A 16,043-nucleotide genomic window follows, 5' to 3' on the forward strand; every position below is an offset into this window, starting at 1 on the left:
AGCCGGAGATGGTCCGGCGCGAGCGCGCCCTTCGCGCCTGCAAGGCCCGGTTCGAGGGCAAGGCCCTGGACTGGCGGTCGCGCGATTGCGTCCGGCTGGCCGCCCATTCGATGCGGTCGCTGGGGGTAGCCACGCCCCTGCTGAAGGGGTTGAGTTATCGCTCGGAACTGGCGGCGGCCAAGGCCCTGCGTGATCTGGGCTTTGCCGATCTGGTCGAGGCGATGGACGCGACGAATCTGGTTCGCGTGGCCCCGGCCATGACATGGCCCGGCGACATCGTGGCGGGTCCGGGTCGGGACAGCGGAGCGTTCCGGTTCAGTCTGTCGGTCGTGCATTCGGCCGGCGCGCGCCGGACCCTGGCGTTTGGGCCGGACGGGGTGTGCGGCGTCGGTTCGCCCGACCTTACCCTGCCGCATGTCGCCTGGCGCGTCGCCCCCCTGACCGGAGGCGTCGCCCATGGCTGAGATGGCCGCCGCCGCATGGGCCGTCGTCAAGGCTGCCTCGGCCTATATCATCAAGGCGGGCGCCGCCGTCGCGGCCGGGAACGCCACCCTGGCCCAGACGGCCGCCGTGATCGCGGTGAACGTCGCCGGGTCGGTGGCCATGAGCGCCATCGCGGGCGTCCTGGCCAAGCCCGGTGTCGGGTCAACGGCTCCGGGTGAGTGGGTGGCCGATCCGAACGCGGGCATTCCCTTCGCCATCGGGGAGCGGATCGGGGCGGGCGGAAACCTCGTCTACAAAAACACCTACGGCAAGGACACCGAATACAAGGGGATCGTCACCATCCTGTCCGGAGCCGGACCCATCGGCGGCTTCCTGGACTTCACCGCCGACAAGGAGGCGGTCACATGGGCGGGCGATACCTGGCCGGCGGACCCCACACAGACCGCGACCAGCGCGCCCTACAAGGGCGAAAAGATGTGGATGCGGCGCCAACTGGGCCAGCAGCCGGAGGTCTTCGCCCTGTCCTCGCCCTCCAGCCTGGGCGGCTGGTCCCTGCCGGAATGGACGTGGCAGCACAAGCTGTCGGGCAAGGCGGCCTTCCACTGGACGCTGAGACGGGACTCCAAGTTCTCGGCCTTCGAACAGGGCGAGCCCGACCCCCTGACGGTGATGGAGGGGATCGCCGGTTACGACCCCCGGTTTGACAGCACCTATCCCGGCGGCGACGGGCCGGTGCGGCTGAATGACCGCACGACCTGGCCGACGATCAAGAACGGCGCCATCGCCGACCTGAACTGGTGCCTGGGCCTGCGCGAAAACGGCAAGGTCGTCGGCGGCCTGGGCGTGTCTTCGGCCGGGATCGACTGGGCGGCCTATATCGAGGCGGCCAACGTGGCCGACGCCAACGACTGGAAAATCGCCGCCTATCCGCGATCCGACCAGAACAAGAGCGAGGTCCGTGCGGCCATGCTCCAGTCGGCGGGGGCGGTCATCAGCCGTCGGGCCGGACTGGTGTCGTGCGTGACGCGCGGTGTGGCCAAGGTGCCGGTCATGACGATCCGGGCGGGCGACACCGCCGGGGCCATCGAACTCGACACGGCCGCCAATGTCCTGAACCGACTGAACACGATCACGCCGCGCTATCTGAGCGAGGCCCACGGCTGGCAGCTGGTCCCGGCAGGGCCGGTGTCGTCATCGGTCTATCTGGACGAAGACGGCCGCGAGGCGTCCGACGCGCGCGACTATCCCTATGTGCCGTCCGCGAAACAGGCGGCCGAACTGGCGGCGCTGGATCTGGCGCACACGCGCGAGGGAATCGGCGGTCGCTGGCCCCTGAAGCCCTATTGCCGGGACATCGAACCCGGCGAGGCGTTCGACATCGACGAACCCGGCCTGTTGCTGGACGGCATGACCATGCTGTGCCTGACGCGGGACTACGACCCCGCCACGGACACGGTCTGGCTGACCTTCGTTTCGGAGACCGAAGGCAAGGTGGATTGGGCGCTGGGCCGGACGGCCAGCCCGCCGCCGACACCGTCGCTATCGGCGCGGCCGGTTCTGAACCCGCCCACGGAAGAAGAAGTGGTCATCATCCCCCGCCTGCCGGGCGAGGACGGCGTCCAGATTCCCATCATTGATGTGGAGGTGACGCCCGACAACCCGCGCGCCGAGGTCGTGGTGATCGAATGGGCTCCGGCCGAGGGCGATCCGCCCCTGCCGATCGAGGATGTGGAAGAGCCGGAGTTGCTGGCGTGGTCGCCCGCCTATGAGGGCCGGGCGGTCACCGGGTCCGTGGCCATCAACGGGATTCAGCCGGGGGCCAAGGTCTATCTATCGATCCAGTATCGGACGGCGAACGAGGGCCTGTCGGAGCGGCTGCTGAGCGGGCCGGTGACGACGCCGGGCATGTCCTTTCCGGTCGAAATCGATCCCGCCGTTGTGGAAGGGATCGTCACCGACAAGGTCACAGAGGCCACTGCAGCCCTGAACGCCGCGATCCAGGCGGCGCAGGACGCCCTGGCGCAAGCGCAGATCGACTTCACCGCTGCGATTGACGCCGCGAACCAGAACATCGCGGATGCGCAATCGACCTTGCAGGCGGCGATTGAGCAGGCCGAGGCCGATTTCAATAGCGCCCAGGGTTCGCTCCAGAACGCCATCGACGCGGTGGACGACAAGGCCGACGGCATTCAATCGGGTCTGAACGCGCTGATCACGGTCGTGGACGGCAAGGCCAGCACGGCGCAGCTGAACTTCCAGATCAACCGGATCGACAACGTCTCGACCCGCGTGGGCTTGCTGGAGACGACGGTTGTCGACTTCCCGAACCAGTATGCGTCGGCGGCGACGGTCAACAGCCTCCAGAGCGAGATCAACGCGGCCCGCAACGGCTCGGCCAACCTGAACGCCCAGCTGCAGGTGATGCGGACGGCGACCACGGACGGTCTCGCCGGGAAGGTCAGCACCTCGGCGCTGGCGACGCAGGTCTCCCGGATCGACAGCCTGGACCTCAACTATGGGTCTCTGTCCTCGACGGTGGCCAACCACACGACGACCCTGGCCAACCTGCCGTCGCAATATACGGCGGCGTCGGCCTTCACGGCTCTGCAGTCTGAAGTCGTCGCGGCGCGGAACGGCTCGGCGAACCTGAACGCCCAGTTGCAGACCATGCGGACGACGACGGCAGACGGCCTGGCCGGGAAGGTCAGCACGTCGGACTTCAACTTCCAGGTCTCGCGGATCGACAGCCTGAACGGCACGGTCGGTGCCCTGTCCTCGACGGTGGCGAACCACACGACAACCCTCGCCGATCTGCCGAACCAATACGGGTCGGCCAGCGCCGTCAGCAATATCCAGAGCGAACTGACGGCCGCCCGCAACGGATCGGCGAACCTGAACGCCCAGCTGCAGACCATGCGGACGGCGACCACGGACGGCCTGGCTCTGAAGGCCAGCGCCACCGACTTCAACGCCCTGCAGGCTGAAGTAGTCGCCGGAAGAGGCGGGACCGGTTCGCTGAACGGCCGCTTCAACCAGCTTTATCAAATCCTGGTCGATGGCGACGCGCTGAAGGTCGACCTCTGGGAATACAACACTCTGAAGGCCGAGGTTCAGGCCGCCCGCAACGGCTCGGCGAACCTGAACGCACAGCTGTCGGCCATGCGAACGGCGACGACGGATGGGCTGGCTCTGAAGGCCAGCACCAGCGCCCTGGCGACGCAGGTGTCGCGGATCGACAGCCTCGACATGAACTATGGATCGCTGGCCTCGACGGTGTCGAACCACACCACGACCCTGGCTGACCTGCCAAACCAATATGCGTCGGCCAGCGCCATGTCGTCGGTCCAGTCTGAGATCGCCAACGCACGCGGCGGACAGGCCTCGCTGTCGGCCCGGTTCACCCAGATCATCAACGCCTACACCGACGGCCTGAATCTGAAGGCAGGAGCCTCTGTCGTCGCCGCTCTGCAGGTCCAGGTCGATGGGTTCGACACGCGCATCACGACGGCCCAGAGCATCGCGAGCGAGGCCAACAATCGGTCCAAGGCGATCTTTGGCATCCAGTCCGACGTCAACGGCTACATCACCGGCTACACCTCCACCAACAATGGAGCGACCACCACCTTCGACATCAGGACGGACAAGTTCCGCCTGATGCCGTCGTCGTCGTCCGGCGCGCGCACCGAGTTCTCCAGCGGCACCTGGAAGGTCTATCACGCGAACGGTCAGAAGGCCGTCGAGTTCGGCGTGATCGCATGAGTCAGCAGGGCTTCTGGATCTACGACACGGCGGGCAACCTGAAGCTCGGCCCCGACAGTTCGACCGTGCTGATGACGGCCGCCATCGATACGGGGACCGCCGACGGCTCCTACTACGACCCGATGTTCGACGCGGCCCTGCCGATGATCATCGCAGTGCTGCCGATCTCGGGCGGGTCGAGCGCGCCGCCGCATCTGACCTTCGACTACAGCGGTCGCCGACTGGTGTGGAGCTTCCAAGGGGGCGCGGCCGTGTCGCATCGCATCGTCTACGGACTGGCGGCCGGCTGATGGGTGAGAGCGCATTCCGGGTCTGGAAGCCCGACGGAAAGCTGCAGCTGACGAACATCGGCGGCTACTCGATGGGCCTGTCAAACTACGGTCAGGTGACCCTCTCCGGCGGGTCAGGCGGCGGGCTTCTTCCTGTGTGGACGGGCAGCGTCACCGTGTCCGGCGCCTATCCGGTGCTGGCCCTGGAGGCCAGCGCCCTGACCACGATCTACAACACCGTGCGCTCGGGCTCGAACACGACCTTCTACCTGAAGGCGCAGTCGTCGTCTCAGCCCACCGTGAACTGGTGGAGCTTCGACATCCCGTCGCAGTCCCTGAAGGAAAGCACGGCGGCCGTGATGCGGTCGTGGGATGATCTCGGCAACCTCACCTTCGACCTGGCCGCGTGGCCCTTCATCGTCGTGGGGGACTACACGGTCCTGCGCCCGGGCATCGACTTCGCCTATTCGGGCGGGGGTATGGAAGACCTTGCGTCCGCCACTCCGCCCTCGGGTCGCCGCTGGGCGCTTGTCCAGTCCACGCCGGGCTTGATGCAGGAGCGATACACCGACGATCTGGCGTGGGACGCCAACTACCCCTTCACCACCTGCGAGGACTACTACGAGGCTATGGGCGGCCGAATGGACGGGTCCAGCACCCTGTTCTTCGGCCAGGGGAAGGCCGCCAGCTACCGGACCGGGGCCAACTCCGCGGTGTCTCTGACCTTCAGCACAAAGGGGCAAACCCGCTTCACGGTCGTGGACGTCACCCACTTCCCGTCCCCCGGCTCGGGAGGCCCCTCACCGGTCCAAGTGGGTCAGAACGCGACGGAACGATCAGTGAGCGGCGGCGGGGCCGCGTCAGTAACCACGACGACGCCGACGGTGACGATCAACGTCGTCGGCGGCGTTGCGCCCTACACCATCCTCTGGGAGCGCTTGAGCGGATCGACCGACGTGGCGGCCAACGGGGCGACCGATGGGCTGACCTTCTCCACCACCAGCGCCGCCCAGGCCGCCGGCTCCACGAAGTCGGCCGTCTGGCGAGCGAAGGTGACCGACGCCAACGGCGCCTTCGGCTATTCGGCCAACATCACCTTCAGCCACGTCGTCGCGGCCTACTCGAACAGCGTGACCGCCTGGACCTGGCCCAACCGCACGGCGACCACGACGTCCAACTATTTCGGTTTCGGAGACATCCCCACCCAGACCATCGCCGGACCGACGATCCCCGTCGTTCTCCGGATCGCCCCGAGCGGCTTCACCGGCAATCTCAGCGCCATCGGCATGTATGTGGAGAAGAACGGGTCGCCTGTCGGCAACTTGACCATCTTCGGTTCGACCACCAGCTACGTCGAGGTGACGGTGGCGGCAGGGGACACCCTTCGCGTCTGGACTGACGCCCAGACTTTCCAGGGCGCCCAGTCGGGCTCCTACACGATCACGGTGTCGAACCGAACGGCGGCGGGGACACCGACGGTCTCGACCAGCACCTACACGTTCAACATCGACACCGACGACGACTATAACCGGATCGCGAAGTGGACGACGGCGAACCAGGTGCGGTCCTCGACCGCCGAGTATTTCGGCACGGCCATTCCGGACCGGACCATCTCCGGCATCGTGTCCGGTAGTCCGCGCACGATCCGCCTGACGATGACCGGCCTGACCGGCAACGTCGTGACCAACGGCCTCTACCTCTACAAGAACGGCACGCCGACGCCGGTCGCGTCCTGGGCCAATGGCCGCACGGTTGAAATCAGCGTCGCCAACGGCGACGTGGTGGGCGTCTATGCCGATGCCAGCACCGGGGACGGGACGCGCAGTGGGTCGTTCACCCTGACCCTGACCGATCAGTCCAACGGCGACGTCATCTCGACCTGGTCCAACTCGATCACCGTGGACAGCGACAACTCGACCTATGTCGATGCGACCCCGGACGCGATCACCTGGACCAACGTCAGCGGCTCGACCGCGAGCGAGTATCAGAACCTCTCGACCGGCTACAAGACGGTCAGCGGCATCAACACCACGATCACCATTCGGGCCACGATCACCGCCGTCACGGGTAACATCGCGACGAACCTGCGCGGCCTCTACATGTGGAATAACAACGGCACCTACGACTTCAAGCTAGGCTGGACCGTGGGGCAATCGGTCGAAAAGACCTTCACCAACGGCCAGGCCATCGGCATCAACACCGACGCCAACACCGACAGCGGGACCAAGAGCGGATCGGTCACCGTCGCCCTGACGAACGTCACCACGGGCGCGTCGATGGGATCGATCACCTTCACCCATACCGTGGACAGCGACAACTCGACCGCCCCAGCCGACTACGTCCCCGACGCGGTCAACTGGGGCAATGTCTCCATGGGTCCGACGACGGAAGACGGACTGACCTTCGCGACCGACGGCGGGGCCTACAAGACCATCTCCGGCATCAACCAGACCATCAACCTGAGGGCCAAGATCACGGCCTTCTCGGGTCACCCCGCGAACACGATGTATACGGAACTCCAGCTCTATCGGAGCGGCTCCGGGAACATCGGAAGCACGGGCATCGCCCTCAACAATCAGATCACATGGACGGCGACGAACGGCCAATCCTTCTTCTTCGGAGGCTACGTCGTGTCGGCCGCCGCCGGACGCCGCACCGGCGGCTGCACCGTCTCGGTCTATAACGACAGCGTCTCGACCACCACGCCCATCGACACCTTCACCATCTCCTGGGACGTGGACACGGACGGCAGCACGGCCCCGGCCGACTACACGCCCGACAGCATCAGCTGGAGCGGTTCGAGCTTCACCACCACATCGAACTACGACGGCCGCACCGCCGGCTCCCGCGCCATTTCCGGCATCAACCAGACCATCACCCTGCGGGCCAGCATCTCGTCGCAGGGCGGCAACGGCCAGATGAACGCCGCCGGGCTCTACCTAATCAAGAACGGCAGCAGCCTCGGCGGCATCGAATGGATCGGCAACCCGAGCGGGACCGTCTCCGGCACTTTCGTCAACGGCGATACGGTCGATCTCAACGTGGACATGCAGTCCTGGGGCGCCTACCGCGCCACCGCCAACTGCACCGTGACGCTCTTCAACGTCACGACCGGCCTCACCGTGGCCACCTGGACCGTCAGCGGCACGGTGTTTTCGAACAAGCCCAACGCCTGAGCCCTTCGCGGCTCGCGTAACCACCCCCCCCAACCAAGGAGACTGACCATGCCTTCCACTTCCACTCCGGCTCCGGCCAACTCGCACGAGGCCATGCAGGCCGAAGTCCTCAACCTTCTGACCGATATGGCCACCTGGCGCGCCCGGGTGAACGCCATGTCTGATCTGCAATACGACGGCCGCCCCCTGTTCTTCCCCGAGCTTCCGAGCACGGTGAAACAGCTGGAGCAGCACCTCGGGTCCATGGACCGCATTTTCCGGCAGACATTCCAACTGCCCGAGGCCTCTGCCTAAAGCGCCACCGAAGGCGGCGGCCCGCTGTGTGTATAGGGGACAGACTGCGGGCCGCCTGACCCGTTCCATGTGGGACCGGGCTGGATAGAAATCTGACACTGGCGAACCGGATTCGCCAATCCATCATCGATAGGAGGGCCGGATGGCCGACACACCGCAGCCTCACGGCGGCGCTAGCGAACTGCTGCGCCATCTGGCGCCCTATGCCCCGGTCTTCGGCGGGGCCGTCCTGTCGATGGCGTTCGGCGAGCGGCTGACGATCCGGGGCAAGCTGCTGTCGGCCGGCGTCGGCTTGGCCGCCGCCATGTGGGTCGCCCCCTTCCTGGTCGATATCGCCCGGCTGCTCTGGCGCTGGGGTGACCTGCCGATCTCGGCGGTGGCGGTGATCGGCTTCGCCTGCGGCGCCTTCGGCATGATCCTGCTGTCCGGTCTGGCGCAGGCCCTGGCCAAATACAGCCGCGATCCGTTGAAGCTGGTGCGCATCCAGATCGGGAACGTCATCATCACCGGCGGCTCTGGCGCGGGAGACGCGTCATGATCGTCCTGCTGTCCGCCATCGTCGCCCTGGCCATCGTGGCGACCGTCGTCCTGAAGGGCGTGCTGGGCTGGGGCGGCGCTATTTCCCGGATGCAGCGGGTGGGGCTGTGCCTGACGGGTGCGGGCCTGGTCTGGGCCGGTCCCGCGCGCTTTCTGGACCAGCCGCCGGGCCTCGGCGACCTGCTGTTCGTGGTCGGGATCGCGGTTCACGTCATCGCGACGCATGGGCCGTCCCTCTGGATGGCGGTCACAGACGACGATGACGACTGGCCGTTCGACTAGCCCGCCTCGATCCGGTCGATGACGACGACGACCGACAGGACGAGCGACAGGAGTCCGACCGCGACGGCGGCGGCGATCAACCAGGGCTCAAGAGGATCGCGAGGCCGCTTCATGGCCCGATCCTGACACAGGCGCACGCCGTGCGCATCCCGCCGGTTTCCGGCGGCTGATCCGCCACTTTCCGGCGCACCGACCGCCAGTTTTTGGCGGGTTTCACCTGACAATCTGGAGATATCCCATGAAGCCGCTTCCTGCGGCCTACGCCTGGCTCGACCAGGTGCAAGGCTTGTCGCGCGTCCTAGTCGAGGCGCGCGCCCTCTATGGTGTGACCGAGACGCCCGGCCCTGCGAACAACGCCCAGATCATGGCCTGGGCGAAAGAGGTCGGGCTGGAGAAGACCTATCCGAACGACGCCACGGCCTGGTGCGGTCTGTTCGCGGCTGTCGTGGTCAAGCGCGCCGGATGGGATGTCGTCGGCGGGCCGCTGTGGGCGCGCAACTGGGCGAACTTCGGCCGTAAGGTCGAGGAAGACGATGCGGCGCTGGGCGACATCGTCGTGTTCAGCCGCGACGGCGGCGGCCATGTCGGGATTTATGTCGGCGAGGATGCGGCGGCCATCCACGTCCTGGGCGGCAACCAGTCGGACGCCGTAACCATCACGCGCATCGCCCGGTCTAGGCTGATCGCCGTGCGCCGACCGAAGTGGCGGTTCGCCGAACCTGCGGGCGTCATCAAGCGCCGTCTCGCCGCGACCGGCGCCCTGTCCACGAACGAGGCGTGAGATGAACCCGTTCATTTCGCTCGCGCGCGCAGCTGCGCCCTGGGCGCTGGCGGGCTCCGTCGGCGCATTCGTCTGGACGTTCACGCCGATCATCGGCCCGGCTGCTGAGATCGGCCGACTGGAGCGTCAGCGCGACGACCTGAAGCTGTCGGCCAAGGAGTGGGAGCGCCACGCGCGGGGTTGGATGAAGTCGTTCAGGGCCGCCGAGGCCGTCCGGAGGGACGAAACCGCCACCGCCCGAGCCGCTGTCACCGCCGACGCCGCCAGATGTGACGCCCGCGTCGCCGAGGCCCGTCGTTCAACCCGCGCCATCGAGCGCATCATCACCATGGAGCCGAGATATGAAGTCGTTCCTGACGCTGCGGGGCGCTGCCCTGATCGCCGCCTCGCTGATCCTGGCGAGTTGCAACGGGCGCTCCAGCCTCCCGGTTGAGCCCGTTGTCCAGCCCGCGCCTGTGGCGGTCGATCCCCGCCTGTGCGCCCCGCTGAAGCCGGAGCCGCCGGTTCGCGGGTCGGTCATTCTGCCGGTCACGCCGGAAGAGGTCGAGGCCGTGCGCGATCACCTGACCAGCGACGCCGAGGCGCGGGACTGGGCGCGGGAGGGTTGGGACCGAGCGGCGATTGCTCGACTGGCCTGCGGTCCGCCCCGGCCGGGCTAGGGCTATCAAACCCGTCCTTTAAGGCGGCGTAATCCGCGATAGCCTGTGTGCAGGTCGGGTGATCGGTCCCGAAGCCCTGTCATCAGGAACTGGCGCGATCAGCGCGTCAGACGCCATCCGAAGGCCCGCTCCGGTTCGCCGGGGCGGGCCTTTGTCGTTTCAGGATTTGGCCCGGGTCTGGTTCGCATTCAGCCACTGTCGCGCGGCGACTGAAAGCAGGGCGGATCGCGTGAGCCCCTCACGGTCGGCCGCCGCATCCACACGGGCAATCAGGGATGGGAGAAGCGAAACATTGATCCGCGTGGGCGCTTCCCTGGGCGCGGCCTTGACGTCGACGTCCACGATGAACAGCGACACCACGTCCGCGCCCTCAAAGTCGCTGGCTCCGAACGCATGCATGGATGACGGTGGAGGGAGGGGCAAGCCATCCTCCACCATGCCCTCGACGTGAAGCGCCAAGGCCTCTTCCGCGCCGATCATCGCCTCTTCGGCCGACCTGCCCGAACTGACACAACCGGGCAGGTCGGGAAAGAAGGCACCGAAGCTGTCATTCAAGCCGCGCTCGAGTACGGCGATATACTGTTGCTTTGCCATGTGATCTCCTCTGGGCCTCACCTGAAGGTGAGGCCGCTGGCTTTCTCTATGGAACGTAGGGTTCCTATGGGTAAGTCCCGCTTAGGGTGGGGGACCGTCACCAGATTTGTGCTGCCCGGATGACGGAACTGGCAGTGCGATCCGCGCTGCCGGACTTGTTCCCATCCGTTGGCCTTCAGAGCCTTTATCACGTCCGCGCTTTTCATGTGTGTATCTATACACACGGCCGCAAGGGGTGCAACAGAAATGTGTAGCCATACACAAAATTTGCGATACGCCGCGCGCGTCAGGCGGTGTCCGGCGGTGTGACCGGCCGCTTGGCCGCCTCCATCATGAACCACCCCTCCGCCCGATGAGGGTGAGTGAAGAACCACATCCGGCCCCCACAGAAGCGCCGCCGGCAACTGGTCGTCCGGCCCCATAGCGAATAGTCCCGGCCCTTGGTCCGGATCAGCAGCGGCAGGTTGACGTCGATCTCCAGCGCGCACCTCTGACACATGGCGTAGGTCGCCCATTGGTAGCGGTGCATGTCGCTCACGGTCGGCGCGAAGCCGCGCCAACTCTCGACCGTCCACTGTCGGTATTTCGGGTTGTGGCCCATCGCGGCGGCATAAGCGCGAACCGGATTCGCGAGCAAGGAAATTGAGAACGGAGAGGGAACGTCGTCCGGGACTATTCCGGGACTTTTGCGCCGGAAAGTCCCGGATGTTCCCGATTTTTCCCTTTGCGCACAACAATCGATCAGGCGATCCGATTTCGTATGTGGCTGATTTTAAAGGGATAATCTCGCGCGCGTGGTGGTTGGAGGCGGGATCGAACCGCCGACCTGTGGGTTATGAATCCACCGCTCTAACCATCTGAGCTACCCAACCTGAGGGGGCGTCAAAACGCCGCCCGCACGCGCGAGAGGGGTCGCTATATAGTGGACGCCGATGCGGTTCAAGGCCGCCGTTCGGTCGCGTCGTCGGGCGGTCCGCAGGGGGCGAGCCGAGACCTTGTGGCGCAGGGACGGAACGGCCAGGGTCTGTGACCGTTCGACCTGTGATTTTCGTCCCCATTCCGCCTCGCGCCAGACCGGAGACCTCCCATGACCCTGACCCAACGCATCGGCTTCGTCGGCGCTGCATCGGCCGCCCTGATCCTGGCCTCGGCCTGCGGCGCCAGCGGGCAGAGCGAGGGCGCCGGTTCGGCGGGGGCGCTGGAGACCCGACCCGCCAACGGGACCGGCCAGACCCCGGCCTTTGCCGGACAGACGCGAGCGCCGGGCGTGAAGACCGAGATGGCCATGACCCGGACGGTGGTCGCCTCCGGCCTCGACCACCCCTGGGGCCTGGCCCTGCTGCCCGACGGGCGCTGGCTGGTGACCGAGCGGCCGGGCCGGATGCGGATCATCGGCGCCGACGGCGCCAAGGGCGAACCGATCGTCGGCCTGCCGGCCGTGGCGGCGCGCGGTCAGGGCGGATTGCTCGACGTGGCGATCAGCCCCGGCTTCGCGACGGACCGGATGGTGTTCTGGGCCTATTCGGAACCGCGCGAGGGCGGCAACGCCACATCCATCGCCAGCGGCCGCCTGTCGGACGACGGGACGCGGCTGGAGCAGGTGAAGGTGATCTTCCGCGCCCTGCCGGTCTATGACGGGGACAAGCATTTCGGCGGCGCCCTGGCCTTCGCGCCCGACGGCAAGCTGTTCCTGACCTTGGGCGAGCGGTCCGACAAGCCGATGCGGCCCCAGGCCCAGGACCTGGGCTCCCACATGGGCAAGGTGATCCGCATCAACGCCGACGGCTCGGTTCCGCAGGACAACCCCTTCGTCGGCCGCGCGGGCGCCCTGCCGGAAATCTGGAGCCTGGGACATCGCAACGTCCAGGGCGTGGCGGTCGCCCCGGACGGCAAGGTCTGGACGATCGAGCACGGGACGCGCGGCGGCGACGAGCTGAACCTGGATCGGGCAGGCCTGAACTATGGCTGGCCGGACGCGGCCTACGGCGTCGAATACGCCGGAGGTCCGATCAATGCGGGGGCGACGGCGAAAGAGGGCACCGAGCAACCGACCTACTACTGGGACCCGGTCATCGCGCCGGGCGGGATGACGGTCTACTCCGGGGCCATGTTCCCCGGCTGGAACGGCAATCTCCTCGTCGCGGGCCTGAAGGAAAAACACATCGCCCGACTGGTGATCGAGAACGATCGCGTCGTCGGCGAAGAGCGGCTGCTGACCGATCTGGGCGAGCGGATCCGCGATGTGGCGGTGGGGCCGGACGGCGCGATCTGGGCGATCACCGACGAGACCGACGGCAAGCTGGTGAGGCTGGCGGCCGCTGCGCGCTGACCGGCGCGCCGCCTGAAACGTCCTGGAGGCCTGGCCTCCGAGTCGAACGGAGGGTTTGCGGGCTTTCGGGCCCACCGCGTATCCACTCCGCCACCAGGCCGCATCCTCAGGGACGCCGGGTCGAACGGGAGTGCATGCCCGACCCTGTGACAGGATGTCGCAGCACTAGGGCGAAAGTCTGAACGAATAGTTGCGGGCTTGAAATGACCGTCTGAATTTCAACCGTTTACCATCTTCGCCGGCTCCGGCTGGCTTACCGGCGGCGGAACACCCAGGAGGCCGCATAGCCGGTGACGGCCGCCAGGACCACGCACAGCAGGCCGTAGAGCCAGGGGCTGCGGTGGGCGAACTCATAGATGTCGCGCTCGACCCCGACCTTTTCGACGGTCAGGGTCAGGTTGGAGACCGAGCGGGGTTCGCCCTCCTGGAACAGCCAGACCTCGGCGAAATACTGGCCGGTCGGGGCCACGGCGGGCAGTTTCACCTCGGCGCGGAACAGGCCCTGATCGACGAAGCTGACGCCTTGGGGGTCGGTGTCATAGAGGGCCGCGGCCTCCTTCAGCCGGATGACGGCGCGGCGCCAGTCGACATAGTCGTCGCCCAGCCGGCTGATCACCACGTCGCGGACGCCATAGCGGTTGACGACCTGGCTCTCCTCCGGCGCGGCGATGCGCAGATGATCGACCCCGAGGCCCAGGCGGCGCAGCTGACCGAAGTCGGCGATCTGGTTCAACGGCCGGGTCGAGGCGGTCATGTAAAAGCCCGGCGCCCCCTCGAACAGGACCGGACGGCTGTTCAGCCAGACGCCCATGTTGCGGGTCTTCTTGACCAGACGCACCGGGGCGTCGGGCCCGCGCACCACGACCACGACATCGGCGGGCTCGGGCGTAGGGTTGAAGACCGCGCCGTAGAGGACGATCGCGGCGCCGCTGAAGCTGGAATCAACCCGCACCTGGGCGTCCGTCAGGGCAGCGGCGACGCGCAGGTCCGTCAGGGTGGCGGCCGCGCGATCGGGGGCGGGCGCCTCGATGGCCGGCGGCGGAGGAGGAAGGGCCTGGACCATCAGTCGGCCACGCCCGGGGCGATGAGGAAGATCTCGCTGGGGCGGACGAATAGCTCCAGCCCCATCTGCATCCCGACCAGGAGGACAATCAGGCCGAGGGCGGCGCGAAGCTCCTCGGCGCGGAACCGCCCGGCGAACCGGGCCCCGACCTGGGCCCCCACCACGCCCCCGAACAGAAGAAGGGAGGACAGGACGATATCGACCGTCTGGTTGCGTCCCGCCTGAAGGATGGTGGTGATGGCCGTGGTGATGATGATCTGGAACAGGCTGGTGCCGACGACGACGCCCGCTCGCATCCTGAGGACATAGAGCATGGCCGGGACCAGGATGAAGCCGCCGCCAACCCCCATGATGGCCGATAGGACGCCCGCGAAGATCCCGAGCGCCAAGGGCGGGATGGCGCTGATGTAGAGCCCCGATTTGGGAAAGCGCATGCGGAACGGCAGGCCGTAGAGGAAGAGGGGGCGACGCCGGTCCTTGTGCGGCGCGGGCTCTCCGCGATGGCGGCGCAGGATTTCGGTCAGGCTCTCGTAAAGCATCATCGAACCGATGGAGCCGAGGAAGACGAGGTAGGAGAGGGCGACGACCAGATCGGCCTGACCCAATAGGCGCAGATAGCGGAACAGTTCGACCCCGCCCAGGGCGCCCAGGGCGCCGCCCAGGGCCATGATCCCGCCCATGCGGAAATCGACGGCGCCCTGGCCCGAGTAGCGGATGACGCCGGAGGTGGAGGAGGCCACGACGTGGCTGGCCTGGCTGGCGACGGCCACCGTCGGGGGGATGCCGAGGAAGACCAGGACCGGGGCCATCAGGAAGCCGCCGCCGATGCCGAACAGTCCGGACACAAAGCCGACCAGCGCGCCCAGCAGAACCAGGAACGGCCAGTTCACCGAAACCTCGGCGATCGGCAGATAGATATCCAAAGGACGCGCCTTCGGCTGGAGACAAAAACGGGCCGCAGGCGGCGAAATCAGGTCTTAGCCAAGGCCCGTCGCCCCGGCCACCCCTTGCGCCGAACAGGCGTCAAAAGGCTGGATCAGGCGCCCGCCGGTTCGACGGCGAAGGCGTTGGCGGCGTCGCGGGCGGCCTGGCGTCCGGCGGCGGGAACCTTGGCCGAGAGACGGTCGGCGGCGGCGCGGGCCTGCTGGTCTCCGGCCCGGGCGGCGATCAGATACCACTTCAGCGCGTCGGCGGGATTGGCGGCGATGCCCTCGTCACCGGTCTCGTAGATCTTGGCGACGTTGAACTGGCTGTCGACCAGACCGCGATCGGCGGCCTTCAGCAGCCAGTTCAGGGCCTCGGGACGGTTCTTGGGGCCGCCCACGGCGTCGAACAGATACATGCCGTAAGCGTGCATGCCGCGCGGATCGCCGGATTCCGCCGCGCGGCGGGTCCAGGTGCGGGCTTCGGTCAGGTTGCGGGCGGCGCCGCCGGTCCCCGTCTGGTAGAGGTCCGCCAGCTTCAGCTGGGCGACGGGCAGGCCGAGGTTGGCGGCCTGGGTCAGGGTGTCCACCCCGGCCTTGTCGCCGGCGTCGATCTGGGTGATCGCCTTGTCGAACAGGGACTGGGCTTCGGGCGATGCGGTCGTGGGCGCCAGGGCGACGGCGGCGAGGGTCTCGTCCACCGCCCCGGCCTCGCCGGCCGCCGACGGCGCGGGACCGGCCGGAGATCCGAGGCCCAGAACGCGCTGAAGATCAGGCACGGAGAAGACGTCGACGTCCGTCAGACGACCTGTCGTATAAACCCCGCCGACAACGGCGACGGCGACGGCCGAGGCCAGCATGGTCTTGCGGACGGTGGAGGTGTCGCGCTGGGACTGTTTGTCCAGTCGCTCCTGCAGGCGGGACTTTCCGCCC

At 67.2% G+C, this 16,043-nt stretch carries 16 protein-coding genes and 1 tRNA gene; 10 read left to right on the forward strand and 7 right to left on the reverse strand.

Going from position 1 to position 16,043, the window contains the following annotated elements; translation table 11 throughout:
* Positions 1-8: 8 nt before the first annotated feature.
* The 9 genes from ACT6QK_RS00590 to ACT6QK_RS00630 all read left to right on the forward strand — a co-directional run bounded on the left by ACT6QK_RS00590 (position 9) and on the right by ACT6QK_RS00630 (position 10,201).
* On the forward strand, positions 9-464 hold the full coding sequence (locus tag ACT6QK_RS00590) for a DUF6950 family protein (protein WP_444595878.1): 456 nt from the start codon (positions 9-11) through the stop codon (positions 462-464).
* Complete coding sequence (locus ACT6QK_RS00595) at positions 457-4,203, forward strand: hypothetical protein (RefSeq protein ID WP_444595879.1); 3,747 nt, start codon at positions 457-459, stop codon at positions 4,201-4,203. Before ACT6QK_RS00590 ends, ACT6QK_RS00595 begins: the two co-directional genes overlap by 8 nt.
* Entirely contained in the window at positions 4,200-4,493 is a 294-nt protein-coding gene (locus ACT6QK_RS00600) for a hypothetical protein (protein ID WP_444595880.1), read from the forward strand. The genes ACT6QK_RS00595 and ACT6QK_RS00600 overlap by 4 nt, the downstream gene beginning before the upstream one ends.
* Positions 4,493-7,648 carry a beta strand repeat-containing protein gene (locus tag ACT6QK_RS00605; protein WP_444595881.1) on the forward strand — a complete coding sequence of 1,052 codons (3,156 nt, stop codon included), beginning with the start codon at positions 4,493-4,495 and terminating at the stop codon, positions 7,646-7,648. The genes ACT6QK_RS00600 and ACT6QK_RS00605 overlap by 1 nt, the downstream gene beginning before the upstream one ends.
* Before the next feature lie 48 nt (positions 7,649-7,696).
* The gene (locus tag ACT6QK_RS00610) at positions 7,697-7,942 is read left to right on the forward strand and encodes a hypothetical protein (RefSeq protein WP_444595882.1); all 246 of its coding nucleotides are present in this window, start codon (positions 7,697-7,699) and stop codon (positions 7,940-7,942) included.
* 142 nt (positions 7,943-8,084) lie between these two features.
* Positions 8,085-8,480, forward strand: coding sequence for a hypothetical protein (locus ACT6QK_RS00615; protein ID WP_444595883.1), 396 nt, complete (start codon positions 8,085-8,087; stop codon positions 8,478-8,480).
* Complete coding sequence (locus ACT6QK_RS00620; protein ID WP_444595884.1) at positions 8,477-8,761, forward strand: hypothetical protein; 285 nt, start codon at positions 8,477-8,479, stop codon at positions 8,759-8,761. The genes ACT6QK_RS00615 and ACT6QK_RS00620 overlap by 4 nt, the downstream gene beginning before the upstream one ends.
* A 238-nt stretch (positions 8,762-8,999) precedes the next feature.
* Positions 9,000-9,542: a TIGR02594 family protein gene (locus ACT6QK_RS00625; protein WP_444595885.1), complete on the forward strand. Its 543-nt coding sequence runs from the start codon at positions 9,000-9,002 to the stop codon at positions 9,540-9,542.
* Positions 9,543-9,883: 341 nt separating this feature from the next.
* Complete coding sequence (locus ACT6QK_RS00630; protein ID WP_444595886.1) at positions 9,884-10,201, forward strand: hypothetical protein; 318 nt, start codon at positions 9,884-9,886, stop codon at positions 10,199-10,201.
* Positions 10,202-10,360: 159 nt separating this feature from the next.
* On the opposite strand, the gene ACT6QK_RS00635 is transcribed toward ACT6QK_RS00630, so the two are convergent.
* The 4 genes from ACT6QK_RS00635 to ACT6QK_RS00650 all read right to left on the reverse strand — a co-directional run bounded on the left by ACT6QK_RS00635 (position 10,361) and on the right by ACT6QK_RS00650 (position 11,667).
* Positions 10,361-10,795 (reverse strand): type II toxin-antitoxin system HicB family antitoxin, encoded by a 435-nt coding sequence (locus ACT6QK_RS00635; protein ID WP_444595887.1) that lies wholly within the window; start codon positions 10,793-10,795, stop codon positions 10,361-10,363.
* A gap of 17 nt (positions 10,796-10,812) precedes the next feature.
* Complete coding sequence (locus ACT6QK_RS00640) at positions 10,813-11,001, reverse strand: type II toxin-antitoxin system HicA family toxin (protein ID WP_444595888.1); 189 nt, start codon at positions 10,999-11,001, stop codon at positions 10,813-10,815.
* Positions 11,002-11,081: 80 nt separating this feature from the next.
* On the reverse strand, positions 11,082-11,396 hold the full coding sequence (locus ACT6QK_RS00645) for a hypothetical protein (RefSeq protein WP_444595889.1): 315 nt from the start codon (positions 11,394-11,396) through the stop codon (positions 11,082-11,084).
* A gap of 194 nt (positions 11,397-11,590) precedes the next feature.
* Positions 11,591-11,667 (reverse strand) — tRNA-Met (locus tag ACT6QK_RS00650).
* A 215-nt stretch (positions 11,668-11,882) separates the two neighbouring features.
* On the opposite strand from ACT6QK_RS00650, the gene ACT6QK_RS00655 reads away from it, so the two are divergent.
* On the forward strand, positions 11,883-13,124 hold the full coding sequence (locus ACT6QK_RS00655; protein ID WP_444595890.1) for a PQQ-dependent sugar dehydrogenase: 1,242 nt from the start codon (positions 11,883-11,885) through the stop codon (positions 13,122-13,124).
* Positions 13,125-13,377: 253 nt separating this feature from the next.
* On the opposite strand, the gene ACT6QK_RS00660 is transcribed toward ACT6QK_RS00655, so the two are convergent.
* The 3 genes from ACT6QK_RS00660 to ACT6QK_RS00670 all read right to left on the reverse strand — a co-directional run.
* Positions 13,378-14,187, reverse strand: a complete 810-nt coding sequence (locus tag ACT6QK_RS00660; protein WP_444595891.1) for a TIGR02186 family protein — start codon at positions 14,185-14,187, stop codon at positions 13,378-13,380.
* Positions 14,187-15,110 carry a sulfite exporter TauE/SafE family protein gene (locus ACT6QK_RS00665; RefSeq protein ID WP_444595892.1) on the reverse strand — a complete coding sequence of 308 codons (924 nt, stop codon included), beginning with the start codon at positions 15,108-15,110 and terminating at the stop codon, positions 14,187-14,189. Before ACT6QK_RS00665 ends, ACT6QK_RS00660 begins: the two co-directional genes overlap by 1 nt.
* 113 nt (positions 15,111-15,223) lie before the next feature.
* Positions 15,224-16,043 (reverse strand): tetratricopeptide repeat protein (locus tag ACT6QK_RS00670; protein ID WP_444595893.1); only part of this gene is annotated, 820 nt, incomplete at its 5' end.

Origin of the sequence: Brevundimonas sp., assembly GCF_052436175.1 — a bacterium.
GTDB lineage: Bacteria > Pseudomonadota > Alphaproteobacteria > Caulobacterales > Caulobacteraceae > Brevundimonas.